19 protein-coding genes and 1 other annotated feature are annotated in these 25,984 nt (G+C 37.8%); of the genes, 2 read left to right on the top strand and 17 right to left on the bottom strand.

All coding sequences use genetic code 11. The annotated features are described in order from the left end of the window. Positions 1-593 precede the first annotated feature (593 nt). From tuf to rpmG, 13 genes are all read right to left on the bottom strand, one after another. Entirely contained in the window at positions 594-1,787 is a 1,194-nt protein-coding gene (gene tuf / locus WMO42_RS09510) for an elongation factor Tu (RefSeq protein WP_055177107.1), read from the bottom strand. A gap of 310 nt (positions 1,788-2,097) precedes the next feature. After that, the gene (fusA, locus tag WMO42_RS09505) at positions 2,098-4,260 is read right to left on the bottom strand and encodes an elongation factor G (protein ID WP_055177104.1); all 2,163 of its coding nucleotides are present in this window, start codon (positions 4,258-4,260) and stop codon (positions 2,098-2,100) included. 24 nt (positions 4,261-4,284) lie between these two features. After that, entirely contained in the window at positions 4,285-4,755 is a 471-nt protein-coding gene (rpsG, locus tag WMO42_RS09500; RefSeq protein WP_055177101.1) for a 30S ribosomal protein S7, read from the bottom strand. 280 nt (positions 4,756-5,035) lie between these two features. Then, positions 5,036-5,455 (bottom strand): 30S ribosomal protein S12, encoded by a 420-nt coding sequence (gene rpsL, locus WMO42_RS09495; RefSeq protein WP_022501573.1) that lies wholly within the window; start codon positions 5,453-5,455, stop codon positions 5,036-5,038. 305 nt (positions 5,456-5,760) lie between these two features. Beyond that, a complete protein-coding gene (gene rpoC / locus WMO42_RS09490) occupies positions 5,761-9,465 on the bottom strand; it encodes a DNA-directed RNA polymerase subunit beta' (protein WP_090140421.1) in 3,705 nt (1,234 codons plus the stop codon). 17 nt (positions 9,466-9,482) lie between these two features. Then, entirely contained in the window at positions 9,483-13,463 is a 3,981-nt protein-coding gene (locus tag WMO42_RS09485; RefSeq protein ID WP_349192154.1) for a DNA-directed RNA polymerase subunit beta, read from the bottom strand. A gap of 291 nt (positions 13,464-13,754) precedes the next feature. Further along, positions 13,755-14,129, bottom strand: coding sequence for a 50S ribosomal protein L7/L12 (gene rplL / locus WMO42_RS09480; protein WP_090140417.1), 375 nt, complete (start codon positions 14,127-14,129; stop codon positions 13,755-13,757). 90 nt (positions 14,130-14,219) lie between these two features. Then, complete coding sequence (gene rplJ, locus WMO42_RS09475; RefSeq protein ID WP_022501276.1) at positions 14,220-14,714, bottom strand: 50S ribosomal protein L10; 495 nt, start codon at positions 14,712-14,714, stop codon at positions 14,220-14,222. Positions 14,715-14,826: 112 nt separating this feature from the next. Next, positions 14,827-14,975, bottom strand: a sequence feature (ribosomal protein L10 leader region). A gap of 231 nt (positions 14,976-15,206) precedes the next feature. After that, on the bottom strand, positions 15,207-15,902 hold the full coding sequence (gene rplA, locus WMO42_RS09470; protein WP_022501277.1) for a 50S ribosomal protein L1: 696 nt from the start codon (positions 15,900-15,902) through the stop codon (positions 15,207-15,209). A 182-nt stretch (positions 15,903-16,084) separates the two neighbouring features. Beyond that, entirely contained in the window at positions 16,085-16,510 is a 426-nt protein-coding gene (rplK, locus tag WMO42_RS09465) for a 50S ribosomal protein L11 (protein WP_022501278.1), read from the bottom strand. A gap of 71 nt (positions 16,511-16,581) precedes the next feature. After that, positions 16,582-17,115 carry a transcription termination/antitermination protein NusG gene (nusG, locus tag WMO42_RS09460; protein ID WP_022501279.1) on the bottom strand — a complete coding sequence of 178 codons (534 nt, stop codon included), beginning with the start codon at positions 17,113-17,115 and terminating at the stop codon, positions 16,582-16,584. Positions 17,116-17,130: 15 nt separating this feature from the next. After that, positions 17,131-17,334, bottom strand: coding sequence for a preprotein translocase subunit SecE (gene secE, locus WMO42_RS09455; RefSeq protein WP_022205588.1), 204 nt, complete (start codon positions 17,332-17,334; stop codon positions 17,131-17,133). A 22-nt stretch (positions 17,335-17,356) separates the two neighbouring features. Continuing rightward, positions 17,357-17,506 carry a 50S ribosomal protein L33 gene (gene rpmG, locus WMO42_RS09450; protein ID WP_012738549.1) on the bottom strand — a complete coding sequence of 50 codons (150 nt, stop codon included), beginning with the start codon at positions 17,504-17,506 and terminating at the stop codon, positions 17,357-17,359. A 416-nt stretch (positions 17,507-17,922) separates the two neighbouring features. Between rpmG and WMO42_RS09445 the strand changes: the two genes are divergently transcribed. Then, positions 17,923-19,203: a hypothetical protein gene (locus WMO42_RS09445; RefSeq protein WP_349192153.1), complete on the top strand. Its 1,281-nt coding sequence runs from the start codon at positions 17,923-17,925 to the stop codon at positions 19,201-19,203. A gap of 248 nt (positions 19,204-19,451) precedes the next feature. On the opposite strand, the gene WMO42_RS09440 is transcribed toward WMO42_RS09445, so the two are convergent. The 3 genes from WMO42_RS09440 to WMO42_RS09430 form a co-directional block, all read right to left on the bottom strand. Beyond that, on the bottom strand, positions 19,452-19,805 hold the full coding sequence (locus WMO42_RS09440; protein ID WP_349192152.1) for a hypothetical protein: 354 nt from the start codon (positions 19,803-19,805) through the stop codon (positions 19,452-19,454). 75 nt (positions 19,806-19,880) lie between these two features. After that, a complete protein-coding gene (locus tag WMO42_RS09435; RefSeq protein ID WP_349192150.1) occupies positions 19,881-21,275 on the bottom strand; it encodes an AMP-binding protein in 1,395 nt (464 codons plus the stop codon). A 102-nt stretch (positions 21,276-21,377) separates the two neighbouring features. Next, positions 21,378-22,517, bottom strand: coding sequence for a glycosyltransferase (locus WMO42_RS09430; protein WP_349192149.1), 1,140 nt, complete (start codon positions 22,515-22,517; stop codon positions 21,378-21,380). 401 nt (positions 22,518-22,918) lie between these two features. Here WMO42_RS09430 and WMO42_RS09425 point away from each other — a divergent pair, with 401 nt between their 5' ends. Beyond that, the gene (locus WMO42_RS09425) at positions 22,919-24,085 is read left to right on the top strand and encodes a DUF3880 domain-containing protein (RefSeq protein WP_349192147.1); all 1,167 of its coding nucleotides are present in this window, start codon (positions 22,919-22,921) and stop codon (positions 24,083-24,085) included. 15 nt (positions 24,086-24,100) lie between these two features. Here WMO42_RS09425 and WMO42_RS09420 read toward each other — a convergent pair whose 3' ends face one another. After that, entirely contained in the window at positions 24,101-25,981 is a 1,881-nt protein-coding gene (locus WMO42_RS09420; RefSeq protein WP_349192146.1) for a glycosyltransferase, read from the bottom strand. Between the last annotated feature and the right edge of the window lie 3 nt (positions 25,982-25,984).

Raw genomic sequence — 25,984 nt, 5'->3', positions numbered from 1 at the left:
GTTTTACAGTTGCTTCTTTTTTGTCTGTTATATTATGACGTATGTGTGAATTGCATAGCAATGTAGCAATCCTGATACAATGGTGAGTGACAAAATTTACTTTTGACACTCACATCATATCATTTATATAGTCTTATAAACATTAAAAAAATATTTAATAATTTTACTTTCACTTATTTATTATGATAAATTTTTTCTAACTTGTTCCTCGTAAATTGACAATAGCACCTGTGTGATTTCCTGTTGAAATACTCTATTAACAACCAACCATATTATAAATAAGACCTAATATTGATAAACTGTAGATTTTATAAATGAGTCTGATGCTGTAACAGCAATCCTTTCTTGTATCAAAAATGACAAAATTAAATTTATAGAGCAATCATCGCTTATTAGGATATATGCCGAAGAAGACATAGTATTTACAAAATAGAATATTATTTGTTTCAATTTTGTTTAAAGATTATTTGTTTTATGACATCGTTTAGTCACCGCTATTAAACTTATTTTGCTACTTTTCCACTTATTTCAGAACGAAAAAAGGGCTTCCGAAAAATCTCGGAAACCCTTAAAATTACTATAATAAATAACAATTATTCAATGATTGTAGCAACAGCACCAGAACCAACTGTTCTACCACCCTCACGGATAGCGAAACGAAGACCCTGCTCCATAGCTACGTTATGGATAAGTTCAACTGTCATTTCTACGTTATCACCAGGCATGCACATTTCTGTACCAGCTGGAAGTTCGCAAACACCAGTAACATCAGTTGTTCTGAAGTAGAACTGTGGTCTGTAGTTGTTGAAGAATGGAGTATGACGTCCACCTTCGTCCTTTGTTAATACGTAAACCTGAGCTGTAAACTTGTGGTGTGGTGTGATTGAACCTGGCTTACAAAGAACCTGTCCTCTCTGGATCTCATCTCTCTGAACACCTCTAAGAAGAGCACCAATGTTATCACCTGGTTCTGCTTCATCAAGGAGCTTTCTGAACATTTCGATACCAGTTACAACAACCTTACGGATGTCTTCGTGGATACCAACGATTTCAACTTCCTCGTTAACCTTAAGAACACCTCTTTCTACTCTACCAGTAGCAACTGTACCACGACCTGTGATAGAGAAGATATCTTCGATAGGCATAAGGAATGGCTTATCTGTATCTCTCTGTGGATCTGGAACATACTCATCGATTGTGTGCATAAGTTCAAGAATCTTATCACCCCATTCGCTGTTTGGATCTTCAAGAGCCTTAAGAGCTGAACCCTGGATGATTGGTGTATCATCGCCTGGGAAATCATATTCGTTAAGAAGTTCTCTGATTTCCATATCAACTAATTCAAGAAGTTCTGGATCATCAACCATATCACACTTGTTCATGAATACTACTACGTAAGGAACGCCAACCTGACGAGCAAGAAGGATATGCTCTCTTGTCTGAGCCATAACACCATCAGTAGCAGCAACAACGAGGATAGCAGCATCCATCTGAGCAGCACCAGTAATCATGTTCTTTACATAATCAGCATGGCCTGGGCAGTCAACGTGTGCATAGTGTCTCTTCTCTGTTTCGTACTCAACGTGAGCTGTAGAGATTGTGATACCTCTTTCTCTTTCTTCTGGAGCCTTATCAATATTTTCAAATGCAACAGCTTCACCTGTACCAAGTCTCTCATGAAGAGTCTTTGTGATAGCAGCTGTAAGAGTTGTCTTACCGTGATCTACGTGTCCAATTGTACCAATGTTGCAATGTGGTTTTGTTCTTTCAAATTTAGCCTTTGCCATTGTTTAAAATCCTCCTAATTAATTAAATAGAATATTTGTCTGCAAGCAGACTTCTCATAGCTGAAATCTATTATATTATCTTTTAAAGAATATTTCAACTATATTTTGAGTAAAAGCATAGTAAACCAATACTTTTATCTGAATTATACGGCAAATTTACATATTTATTATATACACAAATCTGCCTGATATATACCACTGCGAAATACAGTAACCCGTATTCCGCAGTACATTATATAATCAAGATAATTATTAAGTCATCTGACATCAGCCAGACACTTCTAACTATCATCTATCACTTAATAACTAATTATTTAGCTCTTGAAGCGATAACCTTGTCCTGAACAGACTTTGGAGCCTGCTCATACTTATCGAAGAACATAGAGTAGTTACCACGACCCTGTGTCTTAGAACGAAGGTCTGTAGCATATCCGAACATCTCTGAAAGTGGAACGAAAGCCTTAACCATCTTACCACCACTGATGTCTTCCATACCTTCAATACGTCCTCTACGTGAGTTGATATCACCGATAACATCACCCATATATTCTTCTGGCATTGTAACTTCAACCTTCATAATAGGCTCAAGAAGTGCTGGAGCTGCCTTAGCCATAGCATCCTTAAATGCCATAGAACCAGCAATGTGGAATGCCATTTCTGATGAATCGACTTCATGGTAAGATCCATCATAGATATCTGCTCTAAGTCCGAGAACTGGGAATCCAGCTAAGATACCTGAGTTAGCAGCTTCTCTGATACCATCAGCAACTGAAGGAATGTATTCCTTAGGAATAGCACCACCAACTACTGAAGACTCACAGAAGAGAACTGGAGGTTCATTAATTAATACTGTATTCTTTGTCTCAACATCGAACTTATCAACGTTAGCTTCAAGTGGTGAGAAACGTACTTTACAGTGACCATACTGACCACGTCCACCTGACTGCTTAGCATATTTGCTATCGATATCAACTGGCTTTGTAAAGCATTCTCTGTAAGCAACCTGAGGTGCACCTACATTAGCTTCTACCTTGAATTCACGAAGAAGTCTGTCAACGATGATATCAAGGTGAAGCTCACCCATACCAGCGATGATTGTCTGACCTGTTTCCTGATCTGTATGAGCACGGAATGTAGGATCTTCTTCAGCAAGCTTTGCTAAAGCTTCACCCATCTTACCCTGGTCATTCTTAGTCTTTGGCTCAATAGCAAGTTCAATAACTGGCTCTGGGAATTCCATAGACTCTAAGATAACTGGATGCTGCTCATCACAGATTGTATCACCTGTAACTGTTATCTTAAGACCTACTGCAGCAGCGATATCTCCTGAGTAAACCTTATCTATTTCTTTTCTCTGGTTGGCGTGCATCTGAAGAATACGTCCAACTCTTTCCTTCTTGTTCTTATTAGCATTAAGTACATATGAACCACCGTTTAATGTACCTGAGTAAACTCTGAAGAATGCTAACTTACCAACGAATGGATCTGTCATAATCTTGAATGCAAGAGCTGAGAAAGGTTCATCATCAGATGACTTTCTAGTCACTTCATTACCGTCTTCATCAACACCTGTGATATCTGGGATATCTGTAGGAGCTGGCATATATTCGATAACTGCATCAAGAAGCTTCTGAACACCCTTGTTCTTGTAAGCTGTACCGCAAAGACAAGGAATAGCTGTACCTTCGATAGTACCCTTTCTTAAAGCTGCCTTTAATTCTGGAACTGTAAGCTCTTCATCATTAAAGAACTTCTCCATAAGGTCTTCATCAAGTTCAGCACACTGCTCGATAAGCTTATCGTGGTATTCTTCTGCCTGATCCTTTAAATCAGCTGGAATTTCACCAACTTCAATATCATCACCCTTATCGCCATTGAAGATATAAGCCTTCATTTCAAATAAGTCGATGATACCCTTGAACTCGTCTTCCTTACCGATAGGAATCTGTACAAGTACAGGGTTCTTTCCAAGCTTAGTAATAAGCTGGTTGCATGATCCGAAGAAATCTGCACCCATCTTATCCATCTTGTTCATAAATGCCATACGTGGTACGTTGTACTTATCAGCCTGACGCCATACGTTCTCTGACTGTGGTTCAACACCGTTCTGTGCATCGAATACACCTACAGCACCATCAAGTACTCTAAGTGAACGCTCAACTTCAACTGTGAAATCAACGTGACCAGGAGTATCAATAATATTAATACGGTACTCTGGCTGTGTCTTATCTGGCTTACCTTCTTTTTCAGGTGTCCAGTGACATGTTGTAGCAGCTGAAGTGATTGTGATACCTCTTTCCTGCTCCTGGGCCATCCAGTCCATAGTAGCAGTACCTTCATGAGTATCACCAATCTTGTGGTTAACACCAGTATAATAAAGGATACGCTCTGTTAATGTTGTCTTACCAGCATCAATATGAGCCATAATTCCGATATTTCTGGTTCTCTCCAATGGATATTCTCTTCCAGCCATGGATAAAACCTCCTATAATTATTATTAGAATCTGTAATGAGCAAAAGCCTTGTTTGCTTCTGCCATCTTGTGCATATCTTCTTTTCTCTTTACAGATGCACCTGTGTTATTAGCTGCATCAAGAATCTCATTAGCGAGTCTTTCTTCCATAGTCTTCTCGCCTCTTGCTCTTGAGAATGTTGTCATCCAACGAAGAGCTAAAGCCTGTCTTCTATCTGGCTTAACTTCGATAGGTACCTGGTATGTTGCTCCACCGATACGTCTAGCCTTTACTTCGAGAACTGGCATAATATTGTTCATAGCCTCTTCGAATACTTCTAAAGCAGGTCTTTCAGTCTTAGCTGCGACTCTGTCAAATGCTCCGTATACAATCTTCTGTGCTACTCCTCTCTTACCATCAAGCATAATGTTGTTGATAAGCTTAGTAACCACCTTGTTATTGTAAATAGGATCTGCTAATACATCTCTCTTCTGAGTATGTCCTTTACGTGGCACGGTTCTTCCCTCCTTAACATTGTATTGTCGTCATTGTTAGCACTAATGAACGCCTTACAGCTTCATCAGCCTGACACATCACGACGTTTCATTAATTCATCGGTACTCACAAATTAAATTGTGTTCGCGCCGTATATCTTAAACCTGCAACCTTCGGATTAATCTAACTCCGGCACTAATTAATTTAATTGTTCGTAAATTATTGTATGCAATAATCTGCAAATATTCTGACTTACCATGTAAATCAATCACAGACTTATGATGCTTAATTCTTTATGAATTATTTAGCATCCTTAGGTCTCTTAGCACCGTACTTAGAACGTGCCTGTCTTCTCTTTGCTACACCTGCTGTATCAAGTGTACCTCTGATGATATGATATCTTGTACCTGGTAAATCCTTAACTCTACCACCTCTGATAAGAACAACGCTATGTTCCTGAAGATTGTGGCCCTCACCTGGAATATATGAAGTAACTTCGATTCCATTAGAAAGACGTACTCTGGCGATCTTTCTAAGAGCTGAGTTAGGCTTCTTAGGTGTTGCAGTCTTAACAGCTGTACAAACACCTCTCTTCTGTGGTGCAGATACGTCTGTAGCCTTCTTCTGAAGTGAGTTATATCCCTTCTGAAGAGCTGGTGCTGTAGACTTCTTAACTGTTGACTTTCTTCCCTGTCTTACTAACTGGTTAAATGTTGGCATTCCTTTTTCACCTCCCGGAATTAGAATAATGAATGGTTGCACTTAGTATAATCACTAAGAAAAATGCGTGAGCCTGTCATATTAAACTGCTCATTTATATAATCAGCGTACATAAATAAGAACTTGCTTATTCGCACGCTTATTTAGTATATATTTTTAGAATAAATTCGTCAAGAGTTTTTCAAAAATTTATTATTAGAAATATTACTAAAATATCACATTACTATGCTGTCCTTGTTATTGATATTTTATAAAACAAAAAAGAAGCCGCTTTCCTAAGGATAACGGCTTCTATATTTATTATCTTACGCTTCTGTATCTTCTGTTACATCAGCATCATCGCTAACTTCGACATCAGCATCTAATGTATCTACATTTTCTGTAAAATCAAGTGTTTCATCTGAATCCTCAGTAAAGCTTAACACTTCATCATCTGACTCTTCAATCTCATCATAAGCTGCTGCTGTGTCAAGTTCAACATTCTGGTATCTCTTCATACCTGTACCAGCAGGTATAAGCTTACCAATGATAACATTTTCTTTAAGACCGATAAGTGGGTCAACCTTACCATTAATAGCTGCATCAGTAAGAACCTTTGTTGTCTCCTGGAATGAAGCAGCTGAAAGGAATGAATTAGTAGCAAGTGATGCCTTAGTAATACCAAGAATAATTGGTGTACCAGTTGCTTTTCTCTTACCTTCTTCTTCAAGCTTTTCGTTAACCTCTGTGAATTCAAGAGTATCAACCTGTGAACCAGGTAAGAAATCTGAATCACCAGCAGATTCAATAACTATCTTCTTAAGCATCTGTCTAACAATAAGTTCAATATGCTTATCATTAATATCAACACCCTGAATACGATAAACCTTCTGAACTTCACGAAGCATATAATCCTGAACAGCTCTTACACCAAGGATTCTAACGATATCATGTGGATTCTCTGAACCTTCTGTGATTTCTTCACCCTTAACAACAACCTGTCCTTCCTGAACCTTAACCCTTGTATCTCTTGATACAGGATAAGCTTTTGAGTTACCCTCATCATCAGTAATTACAATATCTGTCTTCTTCTCTGTCTTAGAGAAGCTAACAACACCACCGAATTCTGCAAGGACTGCAAGGCTCTTTGGCTTTCTTGCCTCGAAAAGTTCCTCTACTCTAGGAAGACCCTGAGTAATGTTATCACCGGCAACACCACCAGTATGGAAAGTTCTCATAGTAAGCTGTGTACCAGGCTCACCGATAGACTGGGCAGCGATAATACCAACTGCTTCACCAATCTGAACTGCCTGACCTGTTGCAAGGTTAGAACCATAACACTTAGCACATACACCGATATGTGAACGGCAAGTAAGAATAGTTCTTATCTTAACCTGTGTTACACCAGTCTTAATGATAGCTGCAGCTCTCTTAGGAGTTACAAGGTGGTTAGCTGCAACGATAATCTCTCCTGTAGCCGGGTCTTTGATATCTTCTGCAAGATATCTTCCAGTAATACGTTCCTGTAATGGCTCAAGAATATCTTCCTTGGCATCACTTGAATTAGTAGCTCTATCGTTAACAAATGAATAAACATACATACCAGGTATTATCTTACCAACGCTGCAATCAGTCTCTCTTATAATAAGATCCTGAGAAACATCTACAAGACGTCTTGTAAGGTAACCTGAATCGGCTGTTCTAAGGGCTGTATCTGAAAGACCCTTACGAGCACCATGGGCTGAAATGAAGTATTCCAGTACATCAAGACCTTCACGGAAGTTAGACTTGATTGGAAGTTCGATTGTATGACCTGAAGTATCTGCCATAAGACCACGCATACCTGCAAGCTGCTTAATCTGCTGGTTAGAACCACGGGCACCTGAGTCAGCCATCATAAAGATGTTATTATACTTATCAAGACCAGAAAGAAGTGCATCAAGCAATGTCTTATCTGTTTCCTGCCATACTCTGATAACATTCTTATATCTTTCTTCATCAGTTGAACGACCTCTGTTGTAGTTAATGTTAATCTGTTCAACCTTCTTTTCAGCATCAGCTATAAGCTGCTTCTTAACTGGTGGCACTGTCATCTCCGAAATAGAAACTGTCATAGCCGCTCTAGTAGAATACTTGTAACCCATAGCCTTAATATCATCAAGAACTTCAGCAGTTCTTGTTGTACCATGTGTATTGATAACGTGCTGTAAAATATCCTTTAACTGTTTCTTTCCTACATGGAAATCAACTTCTGGAAGAAGTAAATTCTCTTCCTTGCTTCTATCTACATATCCTAAATCCTGAGGAAGTATTTCATTGAAAATAAATCTACCAAGTGTAGACTCTACAACACCTGAAATCTCTTCTCCAGCTGCATTAGTCTTAGTCATCTTAACTTTAATCTTAGAATGAAGTGTTATAATTCCATTCTCATAAGCAAGAAGTGCTTCATTAACACTCTTGAATATCTTACCTTCACCCTTAACACCAGGTCTTTCCTGTGTAAGGTAGTAGATACCAAGTACCATATCCTGTGAAGGAACAGCAACAGGACCACCATCAGATGGCTTAAGTAAGTTGTTAGGTGAAAGAAGCATAAATCTACACTCTGCCTGAGCTTCTACAGACAATGGAAGATGTACCGCCATCTGGTCACCATCGAAATCGGCATTGAAAGCTGTACAAACAAGTGGATGAAGCTTAATAGCCTTACCTTCTACAAGGATTGGCTCAAATGCCTGAATACCAAGTCTGTGAAGTGTAGGAGCACGGTTAAGCATAACTGGATGCTCTTTGATAACATCTTCAAGTACATCCCATACTTCTGTCTCAAGATGCTCTACGCTCTTCTTGGCTTTCTTTATGTTCTCAGCAAGACCACGCCTTACTAATTCTCTCATAACAAATGGCTTGAATAACTCAATAGCCATTTCCTTAGGAAGACCACACTGATAAATCTTAAGTTCTGGTCCAACAACGATAACTGAACGTCCTGAGTAGTCAACTCGCTTACCAAGAAGGTTCTGTCTGAAACGTCCCTGCTTACCCTTTAATAAGTCTGATAAAGACTTGAGAGCTCTGTTACCAGGTCCTGTTACAGGACGGCCATTTCTACGTCCATTATCTATAAGTGCATCAACAGCTTCCTGAAGCATTCTCTTCTCGTTACGAACAATGATTTCTGGTGCTCCAAGATCAATAAGTCTTGCAAGACGGTTATTTCTGTTGATAATTCTTCTATAAAGATCATTAAGGTCAGATGTTGCAAAACGTCCACCCTCTAACTGAACCATAGGTCTTAAATCTGGAGGGATAACTGGAATTTCTGTAAGAATCATCCATTCTGGCTTAGTACCAGCAGCAATGAACGCATCCATAACTTCAATTCTCTTAATAAGTCTTGCAGCCTTCTGTGAAGTAGTAGTAGCAAGCTCTTCCTTGAGCTTAGCTACTTCTTCTTCAAGGTTGACGTTGTGAAGAAGCTCTAAAATAGCCTCAGCACCCATTCCAACTCTGAATGTATTACCATACTGATCATAAAGATCTCTGTACTCAGTTTCTGTAAGAATCTTCTTGAATGGTATATCTGTTTCGCCTGGATCAATTACGATATAAGAAGCGAAGTAAAGTACCTTCTCAAGATTCTTAGGACCTATATCAAGGATAAGGTCCATACGGCTAGGTATTCCCTTGAAATACCAGATATGTGAAACTGGAGCAGCAAGGTGGATATGACCCATACGATCTCTACGTACACTTGCCTTAGTAACCTCAACACCACACTTATCACATACGATGCCTTTATCTTTAATCTTCTTATACTTACCGCAATGACACTCCCAGTCTTTGCTAGGTCCGAATATTCTTTCACAGAACAGACCATCTCTTTCTGGCTTTAAAGTTCTGTAATTGATAGTCTCAGGCTTAGTTACCTCGCCGTGAGACCACTCTAAAATACTCTCAGGAGAAGCAAGCTTTATCTGAATTTTATCAAATTTCATTGATTTATTTGACTTAATCTCTTCTGCCATTATAGTGCTCCCTTCTATTATTCTTCTATATTTCCGTCACCGTAATCATCATAGTCATCATCTAAGCTGTCATAATCGAAATCGTCATCTTCTGATCCGAGTTCTTCTATGGTTGCCTCACCGTCATCACCCTGCTTTTCTGCGTGATAACCTGCGTTCTTTAATTCATTTTCTTCATCACGGCTACTTCTCTTATAACCACCATCATCAAGAACCTTCTTGAAATCTGTAACTTCATATTCTGAACTTTCAAGAAGCTTAACTTCGTTATTGTCCTGATCAAGAACCCTTACATCAAGAGCAAGTGACTGAAGTTCCTTAAGGAGAACCTTGAATGATTCAGGAATTCCTGGTTCAGGAATGTTCTCACCCTTAATAATAGCTTCATATGTCTTAACTCGACCAACAACATCATCAGATTTAACAGTAAGGATTTCCTGAAGTGTATAAGATGCACCATAAGCTTCAAGAGCCCATACTTCCATTTCTCCGAATCTCTGTCCACCAAACTGGGCTTTACCACCAAGTGGCTGCTGAGTTACAAGTGAGTAAGGACCAGTTGAACGAGCATGGATCTTATCATCAACAAGGTGATGGAGCTTTAAGTAGTGCATGAAACCGATAGTAACCGGACTATCGAAGTATTCACCTGTTCTACCATCGCGAAGTCTTACTTTACCATCTCTTCCGATTGGAACACCCTTCCATTCAGCTCTGTGAGCTCTGTTATCTGAAAGGAACTGGAATACGTCATCTCTTAAAAGTTCCTTGTATTCAGCAGTAAATGTTGTCATATCAGCAGGATATTCTTCACCATTAGCTTCTGCATCTGCCTTTTCGCGTGCAAGCTCTTCATCATCAAATGGATGATTAGCATAAGCATTGGCCATATCAAGTGTATCCATAATATCATTCTCGTTAGCTCCATCAAAGATAGGTGTCGCTACGTTAAAACCTAATACTTTGGCAGCAAGGCTTAAGTGAATTTCAAGCACCTGTCCAATATTCATACGCGAAGGCACACCAAGAGGATTAAGTACAATATCAAGTGGACGGCCATTAGGAAGGAATGGCATATCTTCTACTGGAAGAACTCTTGAAACGACACCCTTGTTACCATGACGACCAGCCATCTTATCACCTACAGAAATCTTTCTCTTCTGTGCGATATAGATACGGACATTCTTGTTAACACCTGGAGCTAATTCATCTCCATTTTCTCTTGTAAATACCTTAACGCCTACAACGATACCATAAGCACCGTGTGGAACTTTAAGTGATGTATCTCTTACTTCTCTTGCCTTCTCACCAAAGATAGCTCTAAGAAGTCTTTCTTCTGCTGTAAGCTCTGTCTCACCCTTTGGAGTAACCTTACCAACAAGGATATCACCGGCTCTTACCTCAGCACCGATACGGATGATACCATCTTCATCAAGATCCTTAACTGCATCTGAACCTGTAGAAGGTAAATCTCTTGTGATTTCTTCTGGTCCTAACTTAGTATCTCTTGCTTCTGTATCATATTCTTCTATATGAATTGATGTATAAACATCATCTCTTACTAATCTCTCACTAAGAAGTACAGCATCCTCGTAGTTGTAACCTTCCCAAGTCATAAAACCGATAAGAGGGTTCTTACCAAGGGCAATCTCACCATTAGATGTTGAAGGACCATCTGCGATAACATCTCCTGCCTTAACCTCATCTCCCTTAAATACAATAGGTCTCTGGTTATAGCAGTTACTCTGGTTACTTCTTGAGAACTTTGTAAGCTTGTACTCGTGAACCTTTCCACTTGTCTCTTTTACAAGAATTCTGTTAGATTCTGATGAAAGTACAACACCATCTTCTTCTGCAACTACACATACACCTGAGTCACACGCTGTCTTATTCTCTATACCTGTACCGATTACTGGTGCTTCTGTCATAAGAAGAGGCACCGCCTGACGCTGCATGTTAGAACCCATAAGGGCACGTGTACAGTCATCATTCTGAAGGAAAGGTATCATAGATGTAGCCACTGAGAACACCATCTTAGGAGATACGTCCATAAGATCAATCATACTCTTATCGAATTCTGATGTTTCTTCTCTGTAACGTCCTGATACTGTATTCTTAACGAAGTATCCATTCTCATCTATCTCTGCATTAGCCTGTGCTACATGGAAATCATCTTCCTCATCTGCTGTGAAGTAATGTACTTCATCTGTAACTCTAGGATTCTTAGGGTCTGTCTTATCGATTATACGATAAGGTGCTTCGACAAATCCGTACTCATTAATTCTTGCATATGAAGCAAGTGAGTTAATAAGACCGATATTAGGACCTTCAGGTGTTTCGATAGGACACATTCTACCATAGTGTGTATAATGTACATCTCGAACCTCGAAACCTGCACGATCTCTCGAAAGACCACCAGGACCAAGTGCTGAAAGACGTCTCTTATGTGTAATCTCAGATAATGGGTTATTCTGATCCATAAACTGAGAAAGCTGTGAACTACCAAAGAATTCCTTGATAGCTGCTGTTACAGGCTTGATATTAATTAATGACTGTGGTGAAATACCGCTTAAGTCCTGAGTTGACATTCTTTCACGAACAACTCTTTCCATTCTTGAAATACCAATTCTGAACTGGTTCTGTAATAATTCACCAACAGCTCTTATTCTTCTGTTACCAAGGTGATCGATATCATCCTTGTATCCAATGCCATACTCAAGATGCATATTATAATTAATAGAAGCAATAATGTCTTCTACTGTAATATGCTTTGGCATAAGATCTGCTGTATTCTTAGCAATAGCGTCCTTAATATCATCAAGTGACTCATTATCAGCTAAAATCTGTGCAAGAACCGGATAATAAACAGCTTCGTTAATTCCTAATTCCTTAGCTTCTTCTGTTGTGATATCTACCCACTTAGTGATATCTACAGCAAGATTAGAAAGAACCTTAACTGTTCTCTTAGTAACCGCACCTTCTGCACCCTTTAATTCAGCAGCAATAAATACCGCTGAAACAGCTGCATTCTGAATCTTCTCAGCTGTTTCTCTTGTAAGCTTATCACCAGCATTAGCAAGAATTTCACCATTGCCATCTACAACGTCTTCTGCAAGAATGTGTCCTGCAATTCTGTTTCTGAATGAAAGCTTCTTATTAAATTTATAACGGCCTACTCTTGCAAGGTCATATCTTCTAGGATCAAAGAACATACCAGAAATAAGTGCTTCTGCACTCTCAACTGATAATGGTTCTCCTGGTCTTAACTTCTTATAAAGTTCAAGTACACCTTCCTGATAGTTAGTAGATGTATCCTTCTCCATTGTTGCAAGAAGCTTAGGCTCTTCACCAAATATGTCAAGAATCTCTGCGTTAGTACCAAAACCAAGTGCTCTTATAAGAACTGTAATAGGTACTTTCTTATTACGATCAACCTTAACATAGAATACATCGTTAGCATCTGTTTCATACTCTAACCACGCACCTCTGTTAGGAATTACTGTTGAACTGTAGAGGAATATCTTTCCATACTTATCCTTCTGTATATCATAATAAATACCAGGTGAACGTACCAGCTGGCTGACAATAACTCGTTCTGCACCATTAATCACAAATGTACCGGTCTTAGTCATTAAAGGAAGGTCACCCATAAAGATTTCATGTTCGCTTATATCTTCGCTCTCTTTATTATGAAGTCTTACACGTACCTTAAGTGGAGCTGCATATGTAGCATCCCTTTCCTTGCACTCTTCTATAGAGTACTTTCTCTCTTCCTCACATAATGCAAAATCAACGAATTCAAGACTGAGCCTTCCGTTATAATCTGCAATTGGAGAGATGTCGCTAAAGACTTCCTTTAAGCCTTCATTTAAAAACCACTGGTAAGAATCTTTTTGTACTTCAATAAGGTTAGGCATCTCAAGAACTTCTTTCTGTCTTGAGTAACTCATACGCATCGATTTGCCTGACTTTACTGGACGTATTCTGTTTTTCTCCATTGACGTTTCACCCCTTAGTTTTCTTTACTTTACATTAATTTATTACATTATCGATATGCGTGCAAATACTATGCACACCATACCATAATAGTGCATTATTCATAGTAACAAAAAAAGTTCCAGCTGTCAATACAACAACTGGAACTTTTTCATATTTTATATAATATACCAAATATGCTTTAAAAAATCAAGCGATTATTCAGCATACCGCAATATATTAAAAATTCTGTTCATATATGCTATGCCATACGGCATATATATGTCAAGCAAGTATCAAACTGACAATCTGAATTACTTAAGAGTAACCTTAGCACCTTCAGCTTCAAGCTTCTTCTGGATTTCTTCAGCTTCTTCCTTAGAAGCACCTTCCTTAACAACCTTAGGAGCGCCATCAACAACTTCCTTAGCTTCCTTTAATCCAAGACCTGTGATTTCACGAACAACCTTGATAACCTTAACCTTGTTAGCACCAGCTTCTGTAAGTTCTACGTCAAATTCTGTCTTTTCTTCAGCTGCTGCGCCTGCTGCTGCACCTGCTGCTACAACAACACCTGCTGCTGCAGAAACACCAAATTCTTCTTCACATGCTTTAACTAAATCATTTAATTCTAATACTGATAAACCTTTAATAACTTCGATAATTTCCTGAGTAGTCATTATTATAATCTCCTTTTTAATAGTCTTTTAATTAAGTTTCGTGGCAGGCTGACATAGTCACACCTGTCCGTCAATAATCATACTGATTATGCCGCGTAATTATGCAACCTCTTCGTTCTTCTCAGCAATCTGCTTAATAACACGAGCAAAGTTTGTAATAGGTGACTGGATGCTTCCAAGGAACTTAGCAAGAAGTTCATCTCTTGAAGGAATGTTAGCAATAGCTGCGATTCCAGTAGCATCATAGTAAGTACCTTCAACAACACCACACTTAAGTTCAAGTGCATCTGCTGTCTTAGCAAAGTTAGCTAAAACTCTTGCTGGAGCTGTAGCATCTTCCTTGCAGATTGCAATAGCGTTAGGTCCTTCAAGAACTTCTGCCATTGGCTCGAACTCTGTACCTGCAATTGCTCTCTTTACTAAAGTATTCTTATAAACCTTGTAAACAACACCAGCTTCTCTTAACTGCTTACGAAGCTGTGTATCCTGCTCAACAGTTAAGCCACGGTAGTCAACTACCACAACGCCCTGAGCGCCTTCTAAGCTTGCTTTGATTTCGTCTACGATAGGCTGCTTAAGTTCTACTTTTGCCATGAATATTTACCTCCTGTTAGATTATATCTGTCGCCAGATAATATTCTGCCCAGACGTACATGTATCAGGCTCATTCAACAACAACCATAACACTTTAAGTATTATGCTTCATTGCTCTAACAAAAAAGTCCTTCTATCTATAAGACAGAAGGACTGAATAAACTGATAATCAATGCTTTACGCATTAAGTCTGTCCTCGGTAGGCGTATTACCTTTAACCCTTTCGGGACCTGCTGTCTTAGGCAAAATGTGAAATCACTTTCACTTTAATTATATTATGAAACCATCACATCAATCTGATACAGATTATAAATCTATATCCAAATCAACCAGATAGTAACACAAACATTGATAGTATACTATCATAATATATTGGTTGTCAACCGTTATTCACAAAGAATATATTAATTCTTCGTAATATTGCGTTGTATAACCCAAATCCTGCAATAAGCTAATCCATTCATCAGCTTACATATGATTAATTAATTATAATTAACCAACGTACTTAGCTGTGCTAACCTTTACACCAGGACCCATAGTAGCTGTAAGAACAACACTCTTTAAATACTGTCCCTTAAGTGAAGTTGGTTTAGCCTTAACGATTGCATCCATAATAGCCTGGAAGTTGTCTGATAACTGCTCCTCTGTGAATGAAGCCTTACCAATTGGCACATGAATGATATTTGTCTTATCAAGTCTGTATTCGATCTTACCAGCCTTGATATCATTAACAGCTTTTGTTACATCCATTGTAACTGTACCAGCCTTAGGGTTTGGCATTAAGCCCTTAGGTCCGAGTACACGTCCTAAACGACCAACAACGCCCATCATATCAGGTGTAGCAACTACTACATCAAAATCAAACCAGTTATCATTCTGGATCTTAGGAATTAATTCCTCGCCACCAACGAAATCTGCTCCTGCTGCTTCAGCTTCTTCAGCCTTAGCACCCTTAGCAAATACTAATACCTTTACAGTCTTACCTGTTCCGTGTGGAAGAACAACAGCTCCTCTGATCTGCTGCTCAGCGTGACGTCCATCACAACCTGTTCTGATATGAGCTTCAATTGTCTCGTCGAACTTTGCAACTGCACTCTTCTTAACTAAAGAAACAGCTTCAGTTGCTTCATATAATGTCTGGCGGTCAATATTCTTGGCTGCCTCAACGTATTTCTTTCCTCTTTTCATTATATAAACCTCCTAGTGGTATTATCGGAAGGATTTCATCTTTCCTCCCACATATTGAACAATCCCGAGATTAATTCTCAGCCACATGTTCTTCTATGAAAATCAACAAATTATAAAATAAAATCTTGTCTAAATGTCTTTAAAGACCTTTAGCAATCTTTATTCAAAGCCTCGTTATAGAATTAGTCTTCTACAACAATACCCATACTCTTAGCAGTACCTTCAATCATTGAAGTAGCTGCTTCGATTGTAGCTGCATTTAAGTCTGGCATCTTAAGTTCAGCAATCTTCTGAACTTCTGCTCTCTTAATTGTAGCAACCTTATTCTTGTTAGGCACGCCTGAACCTGACTTAATATTGCAAGCCTTCTTAAGAAGAACTGCAGCAGGTGGAGTCTTTGTGATGAAGCTGAAACTTCTATCAGCATAAACTGTGATTACTACAGGGATAATTAAGTCGCCCTGATCTGCTGTCTTTGCATTAAACTGCTTTGTAAATTCTACAATGTTAACACCATGCTGACCAAGTGCTGGACCAACTGGTGGAGCTGGTGTAGCCTTGCCGGCAGGAATCTGTAATTTAATATAACCTGTTACTTTCTTTGCCATTGTGGCACCTCCTAAATATAATGTGGTTTATGGCGGCTTTAAAGCCTCCCACTTCTTGTAAGACCTAAATCTTACAGTAATTTCACGTCTGTGAAATCAATCTCGACCGGTGTTTCACGACCGAACATCTCAACATTAATTGTAACACACTGCTTGCCTTCATTAATGCTGACAATTTCTCCTACTGTATCCTCCCAGGCACCTGAAAGAATCTTGATTTGATCACCTACCTTACCAGCAAACTCAACTACTGGCTTAGCTTCTTCATCATCAGAGCTGATTCCGAATGATCTTATCTCAGCTGGAGATAATGGTACTGGTTTAGATCCAGGACCAACAAACCCTGTTACGCCCCTGGTGTTTCTGACAACATACCAGCTGTCGTCATTCATCACCATCTTTACAAAGACATATCCAGGAAACGTCTTCCTCTGAACCGTCTTCTTCTTGCCGTCCTTAACTTCCACTACTGTTTCAAGCGGAACAAGAACTTCAAAAATCTGGTCCTGAAGATTTCTGTTTTCAACAGTTTTCTCGATATTAGCCTTAACCTTATTCTCATATCCTGAATAAGTATGGGCAACATACCATTTTGCTTCGTCCATCTGATCACCTTTTCCTTACTTTACAATGAATTCAATTCCAAAGCGAACAATCAAGTCCACAACTGAAATAATTACACCTAATAATACGGATACAACCAATACAGCGATGGTTTCCTTTGTAAGTGACTTCTGGTCTGGCCAAATAATCTTAGAGAACTCTGCCTTTAAGCCCTTGAACCAGCTCTTTTTCTGTTTTTTTGTCTTAACAGCTTCACTCATCTTAATACCTCACTGATACCAATTACTTTGTTTCCTTGTGTAATGTGTGTGACTTACAGAACTTGCAATATTTCTTTGTTTCCATTCTGTCCGGATGAGCTTTCTTTTCCTTAGTCATGTTGTAATTGCGCTGTTTACACTCAGTACATGCCAATGTTATCTTTACTCGCACAACTTCCACCTCCAATTATTTATTTTGCAGGTGTTATTAACACCAATTGGTTTTTCTTTAATACCTGAACTGTTGGGTAAGTTTCGGGCATAAAAAAAAGACCGCTTCCATAGCCAGCCTAATATAACATATTTTTTGATATTTCGTCAACCAGATTTTTATAATTTATACATTATTTATATAAATATTTTCAAAAAACCTTAAACATTCTACTATATGTATATTGCAAAATCAAGCCATTCCTTATAAAATATAATAAAGTTTATGGATATAGCAAATGGAGTTACTGTATCTGCAACTGATGACAGTTAAAGTTATATATTTATGTGTTTTATATGTAATTATAGTAATATATTAAATATTTTGTGACGATACACATTATACCAATTATACATACAGACAGGGAGGTGACTGTTATGATTAGTAGTGTATACAGCTATTATTTATCCCAGTACGGGAACAAATCTAATTCCAAGTATGACTCACATACAAGAACTCAGCTTAAGAACACATATAGCAAGGTTGTTAAGATTAACAGCCAGACTCCTGTGTACAAATTAGACTTATCAACTGCTGCCCAGAAATACGCCATTGATTTAAAAGAACATGCAAGAGCGTTAGAGAATATTACTGAGGATTTATCTGACGGTGCTGATGGTACAATGACATTTAAGAAGTCTGCTGTATCAAGCAATGCTTCTGCCGTCAATGCCAGTTACATTACCGACTTTGGTGCAGCATCAGATGATGAAAGCTTTGATATAAATGTTAAACAGTTAGCCTGTTCACAGCTTAATACAGGTAACTACCTACAGCCACGTTCAAAGCATATAAAACCTGGCGAATATTCTTTTGATTTATCAATCAATGATGTTATATATGAGTTCCAGTTTAAAGTGGACAACTCCGAGACAACTAATAATATACAGAACAAGATTGCAAGACTTATCAACCGCTCCAACATTGGACTTACAGCTAATATCAAGGAAGATAATCTAGGCAATACAGCTATTAATATTGAATCAGAAGCAACCGGCATTAACGGAACAACTCCTGTTATATTCTCCATAAAGTCAGATGATGCTAGCAACCAGCCGCTCATTGATACTCTTGGACTTGACAGGGTTACACAATATCCAGCCAACGCCATATTTGATGTTGATGGTGATGAACGCTCATCTATGAGCAATTCAATAACAATCAACAAAGCATATGATGTCAAATTATCAAAGGTAACAGAAGAACCTGTAACAATAAGCCTCAAGGCAGATGCAGACTCTATTGTGGAAAGTCTTAACGAACTTGTAGCTGGTTACAACAACCTTATCTCTGTTACTAATGATGAGAATAATAATCATTTTCAGGGAACAGAAAAGCTCCAGAATGAAATCGCATCAATTGCACGCTCATACAAGAAGCAGCTTGCAGACAGCGGACTTTCGCTTAATAAAGACGGAACTATAAGTGCTGACAAGGAAGTTATTATTAACGCTGATAACAAAGACGCCTTAAGCCACATTTATGAAAGCCTTAATTCGTTTAAGAATTCCATTAAAGAAAAGGCTGAGGATATTGCACTCAACCCTATGGACTATGTCAACAATAAGATTATTGCATACAAGAATCCATTAAGGTCATTCCCTGATCCTTATAACCTTTCGGCTTATACCGGAATGATGTTTAACGGATATATTTAGACTTATAAGACAAGATGTGTTTACAGCAACCGTGTTTGACAAAAATTGTTATAGGACAAAATGTGTTGATAGAAACCATATCTGGAAGAACATATAAATAACCCCTGTTATAGAAGAAAACAACAATTCATTATCTGCTGTTTTCTTCTATAACAGGGGTTTTATCTTTTATTAAATTACATATATTATATATCAGGGCGTATTGAACTGGGTTAATCTATCAATACATAATCCATCAATATATTCTATTACTTGCAGACAGCCTCAGCACAGTCCTTAAACTGTGCGATGAATACTCTTACCTTTACAAGAGCATCAGCCTTAGCTGAATCATCACCTGACTTTAATGCTGCTGATAACTCTTTAACAGCCTTATTACCATCAGCCTCATCTACTGCCGGCTGTGCACCTGCTGTTAAATCTCTTGTTGCATTATACATCTCAAGAGCTACATTAACTCCGTCAACAGTCATTCTAAGATACTCATCTGTATCATCCTTCTTATCGCCTTTAAGTTCTGGAACAACTGTATCTATACAGTGAAGTACATTTGTGCAATATCCTTTTGCTTCATTTAATACTTCTATCTGTTCTTTCTTCATATCCTCCATGACATTACCTCTCATCCTTAATTAGTCTAATAAATATATCGGCACTCACCGCATTTACTTAACACCTTACTTTTCATTAGCAATAAGTGTTTCTATTGAATTCTGGTCAATATCTCCATTATCCATTCTTGGAAGTGGTGCTTTGCTTATGATTGTCTTCTGGATTTCCCAACGGTAACCCTTCTTTTCGTTATATTTATTAATAAGCCTCACAAATCTTTCTTCTCTTACATCTTTATCTATTGGCACAATAACTGCTGTAAGCTTGTCATCATATAAAGTAACATAGCTTTCTGCAACTCCATCCAGTGCACTAATCTGCCTTATTGTAACCGTCCTGCTTATCTTCTCTCCTGTTGGAAGAAGAATAATCTCAGGGTTACGTTTTAAAAGTACAAGACGCCCTTTATCATTAATTCTTCCTATATCACCTGTATGATATACTCCGTCCCTGATGACACGCTTAGTATATGCATCATCTTTATCGTAGCCTTTCATAACGCAGTCACCACTTACCACAATCTCACCATCAGGTTCAATTGCAACCTTAGAACTAGCAAATATCTTGTAAGTGCCATCCATAGTATCATTAATTCCAATACATCCTGACACCTCTGTCATTCCAAATACATTGTATACCTTCAAATCCCTGTCCTTTAACGCCTCAAATAATCTGAACGGACAGCTTGCACCTCCTATAATTATAGTCTTAAGATTTTCATTAAGTGCTTTTATTCTCTTCAGATATTCAATCATAGATGGTGTTCCAGGCAGGATTGTAGGATTGTAATAATAAGTATCTGCATCTATATGTCTTAAGCCTCTTCCAATACATACACACGCACCATTATGGATTGGCCATATAAGACTGTATATATATCCAAATATATGATGAAGTGCAATCTGTGCAAGCACCTTATCCTCTGGTGCACACATACAACATTCATTAACTGCACTTACTGTATTAAGTATATTGGAAACTGTAAGCACAACCGCCTTGTCACACTCCTGTGGAACGGCTGTAAGCATAAGAATATTGCCCTCTTTTACATTTTCTTCATTATATATAAGGCCATTTACCTCATCCTTCTCCGCATCAGTTATTATAATTGCCTCATTGTCTGCAAGTATATACTGGTTAGTAGATGATAAAATGTAATCAACACCCACCTTCTTTAATATATCATTTCTTGTATTCTGGGGAAGGAAAAAATCAACAAGCACAACGTCCTTACCAGCAAGGATTGTTCCAAACATATTAACTATCCATCTGTATGAAGCTGGTCCATATATTGCAATCCTGCTGCCCTCAAACCTCATAAGATGAAGTGCTTTCTTATATGAGTCCTCAAAAAGCTTCTGATAAGTAACCGTCATCGTGTCATATATAATCGCCTCTTTATCCGGATACTTCTCAGCATTGTATTTTAACATCTTATAAAATGAATTAATCTTATCCATATAATTTCTCCAATCGCATAATATTGGTGTCACATTGATATTATACTCTTTAGGTGACATAAGCCGCAAGCACAAACAATGCACATATGCAAAAATGTATATCTAATTTCTTAATATACTATCAATTCTGTCTTTCACCTTAAAATTCTCTTTAACCTTTTTATAGCCATTATCCGCAATCCATAATCTTTCATCTTCATTATCAAGATAATACTGTACTTTCGCTATAAGGTCTTTAATATCCTCATATACAACAAGATCCTTTCCCGGCGTAAAATATTCCATTATCTCTGCCTGGTAGTTAGTTATAAGAAATCCCTTGCAGGCAAGTACGTCAAGCACACGCAGTGGAATTCCTGACTGTATTATCTTAAGCGATATATTAAGGTTAATCTTTGCATTATAAAATGCTTTGGGCATCTGGGAATAATAATCAATATATCCCCTATTATTGACATTATTTAATCTTTCATCCACATCTGTAGAATATAGATTAACATTACACCTGTTCTGCAAAAGTGCAAGTGCCATAAACCTCTCCCTGCTTGTGACCTCTGTTGCCAGTGCATATGTAACCTCCGGCTTAATAACCGAATAACTGCCATTGGATACATTGGCAAAATTCTCATTAATATGCTTCATTATATTATCATTAATGCAGTCATCTATAATATATCCTCCATACAGCTTTTGCTGTGTTTCAACAATACCTTCAAGATAACCTTTCGTGTATACATCCTGATAATTACTTATATAAGAATAGTCCGATTTATACAATTTTCCAACAAATGCAACATCACACGCATAATTATCATCTTTAGCTAAAGCCGGCCGAAATGTATCTACATCAGCCGCCAGCGGCAAATGCTTCGCCCCTGCTACTCCATTTTCCATATAATGCTGTGCCTGTATTCTGTCAAAGAAATAAATTGTATTACACTTATTCTTTAATACCTCTGTCCTTCTTATATTGATAGGGCAGTCATACACCCACGAAATATAAGGAAGCTTTAATCTATTACACAAGTCCGAGATAACCGGCGAGAAATTAACTGAAAACACACAGTCGTATACATTCTTGGACACCGCTATATATCTGTCAAGACTACTCTCAAGTTCACTGTCATTATCCCAGTCTTTCATCGTGTAATAAAATGTATCATATTCTATATTAAGTTCCTTTAATGCTGCCTCTATGCCCTTCTGCATAAATGCATCCCATTGAAAAAATAGTACTTTCACAACACATCTCCTCTGCCGATATAATAATTACCTGAATTATAATATATTACACTGCTTATTAGCAATCAATAACAGACTTATGTCCGAAATATTCAAAACCATTCCAACTGATATATGCTGTTATAATGAGCACTAAAGTGCTCATCTTAAAAGTTCCTTACGGAACTTTATATGCGCTGAATAGCTGCGCAAAATTTATGATATAATATGACTACTTCGTAGTCACTTAGAAGTTTCTTCGAAACTTCGGATGCGTGGAAAAGCAACGCAGGGCATATGATATAATGAGCACTAATGTGCTCATCTTAAAAGTTCCTTACGAAACTTTATATTCGCTGAAAAACTGCACAAAATTTATGATATAATATCAGAGATAAAATAAAAATAATACGAGGAATACTATGAGAATTCTTGAATTTGAGAACCACCACTTTGGTGTTGAAGATATTAAAGAAGCCCTTACTGAGATGGGGCATGAATTAACAGTTGTATCAACACCACTTTTTCTGGAAAGAGCAAGCGAAGAGTTTGATAAGCTTTTTGAAGAACAGATTACAGGACAGCACTACGATGCCGTATTCAGCTTTAATTACAGTGCCGCCGTATCTACTAACTGCAACCGCCACAACATTCCATACATATCATGGATATACGACAGCCCGCTTCTTACACTGTATTCATACACTATAACCAACCCCTGCAATTACATATTCTTATTCGACAGTGAACAATATCTACAGCTTAAGAATGGGGGAATAAATACAGTATATTATATGCCTCTTGCTGTCAACACTGCACGTCTTGACCGTATGCCAATGAACACCAGGGTTCATCAGGTATTTGACAGTGATGTATCATTTGTCGGCTCTATGTACAACGAAAAAGGCAATTTCTATGAAAGACTAGAGAATATATCTCCATATGTTAAGGGCTACCTCGATGCTGTAATAAATGCACAACAGCATATATATGGTGCTAATTTCCTTGAAGATGCACTTACTCCTGACATAATTAAAGCCATACAGGAAATAACACCTTACACACCTAATAAAGATGGCATTGAAACTCCTTCTTATGTATATGCGAATTATTTTCTTGCAAGAAAGGTCACACAGAATGAACGCTTTGAGATATTAAAGGCTGTATCTGACCATTTTACAACCAAACTTTATACACACAACCCAACTCCAGAGCTTCCTGATGTGATTAACAAAGGACCTATTGATTTCTACGACAATATGCCTTATGTATTCAAATGCAGCAAAATCAACCTGAATATCACTCTGAGAAGCATTAAATCAGGTATTCCGCTCCGCTGTATGGATATTATGGGTGCCGGTGGATTTCTACTCACTAATTATCAGGCAGATTTCCTTGAATACTTCACACCTGATAAGGACTTTGTATATTACGAATCAATTGATGACCTTATCAGAAAATGTGATTACTACATAAAGCACGAAGATGAACGTAAGGCTATCGCGCTAAATGGTTACAATAAAGTTAAAGAATTCCACAATTATAAGGTCAGGTTAAATGATATATTCAAAATTGCTGGGTTGATTTAATATCATAATTGTAATTTATAAGCCTCTTAAGATACTCTCTGCCCTATTATCCCAAATATGTTCTTTAGAGGCTTTTATATATGCGTTCTGTGCTATACTCTCTCTTAAGCTGTCATTTGCAAGTAATTCTCTTACTACATCTGGCAGCTTTTCAAGATGTTCAAGATTAAACGTAACAATATCCTCATAATTGTTAAATTCTCTATCCAGATATTCTGTTCTCTCACTTAAGCATACCGCACCAGACAGGCATATATTAGCTATTCTTTCCGTCATTCCTGCCTTATGCCAGGTCATCACATTAAGTCCTATCTTAGATCTGCCCCATATTTCAAGGGACTCATCTACATTTACAGCATCATGCTTTATGAGATTATCTTTGCCAAGTCCCGAATATCTGTCCCAGGTATCTCCAAATACATCAATCTTAATACCTGCTGCCAAAAGTGTCTCAAGCACCTTCGTCCTATAGTAATTAACTATATTGCGGCATACATCCTGCAAAGAATCAAGCAGTGAAAGAAACTTTTGCTCATCAATATTAAAATCTTTGTATACAAGAAGCTCTTTAAGCCCCTGTTCAAATGTTATATTAGGATGTGCTTTCATATACTCATAATATTCTTTTTGAAACTCATCTTTAATAACACTCTCATCTACATAATTACACGCCCCGATAAACACTATATCAAATGGTCTGTCCTTATTAGCCTCCCAGCCAGCATCTTCTCCTGCTGGTGGAAGCTGCAAAGCATTGACCGCGCCAAAATGCTTCTCTATAAATTCAGCATAATATCTATCCTGGCACAAAAGATAATATTTATCATCTATTCCTTCAAACAAATTTCCAAAATACATTGGATTATCAAACCAGAAAATGTACTTAGGACATTTCATCTTTCTAAAATAGTCTTTAAATAACACAATAGACTGAAAACCTATAAAACCCTTTAATGAATTATCCTCAATATCAGATAGATTTACAGTCATTCCATAACTTCCATCAGATGTTATTACTGCCTGCCCTTTTTTGATAAGAGACTTGGTTATATCACCTGCAAATCTTCTTAATACTCCGTGGCAAGTATTATCACCCATAATTACATAAAATGGTGCTGTATTAATCTTAATCTTTGCAAACAGCTCATCATTATTAAGAATTTCCAATAACTGTCCGTTGTATAAATATGCACACCCTTTACTGTCAGCATATGCCTTCATTGCATATATTGCATTTTCAAGCAGTCCTTTGTGTGTCAATTCTTTCATATAAAGCTTTAAAACATAAGCATATGTAAGGAATTGGGCAGCTGTCTGTTCATCTGATATGCCTGTCACATTATACGCTTCCTGTACGTCTGATGAACCCGCTGCATTATCTGCTTCCTGTACGTCTGATGAACCCGCTGCATTATCTGCTTCCTGTATGTCTGATGAGCCTGCTTCCTGTGAAAATAAGTTCTCTTCGCTTGAACACAGCACGCCATATATTCCATTGTAATTATACTTTTCTGCATAATATGCCACTCTTACCGCAAGCTCATAATCTATGCCAGCCGTTAATTCTTCATTATAACAGCCTGTATACACGAGTATGCTTTTCTTAATGAGCACACCATATACATTCATTTTAAAATAATCAATTATGTTATTAAAATCTATTTCTCCGTCAGGCACATTTTCTCCAAATATAGCCATACCATAATCCAGCAGGAAATCATTTTCCGTGATTATCTGTCTTATCTCTTCCTCACTTGTTACATTTTCATCAGCCAGTATCACATAATCTGCCTCTTCCGCCCCAATCATAAGATTTCTTTTAGCCGGACTTTTAAAATCCTCTCTATTAAAATCAAACCCTTTAATTATATCCTTGTGATAACTGCTGTTTTCCATATT

It is taken from the genome of Lachnospira sp. CLA-JM-H23, from assembly GCF_040096425.1.
Taxonomy (GTDB): domain Bacteria; phylum Bacillota; class Clostridia; order Lachnospirales; family Lachnospiraceae; genus Lachnospira; species Lachnospira rogosae.
Note: the sequence above shows the minus strand (reverse complement) of the source record. Positions and strands in the feature narration are given on the sequence as shown.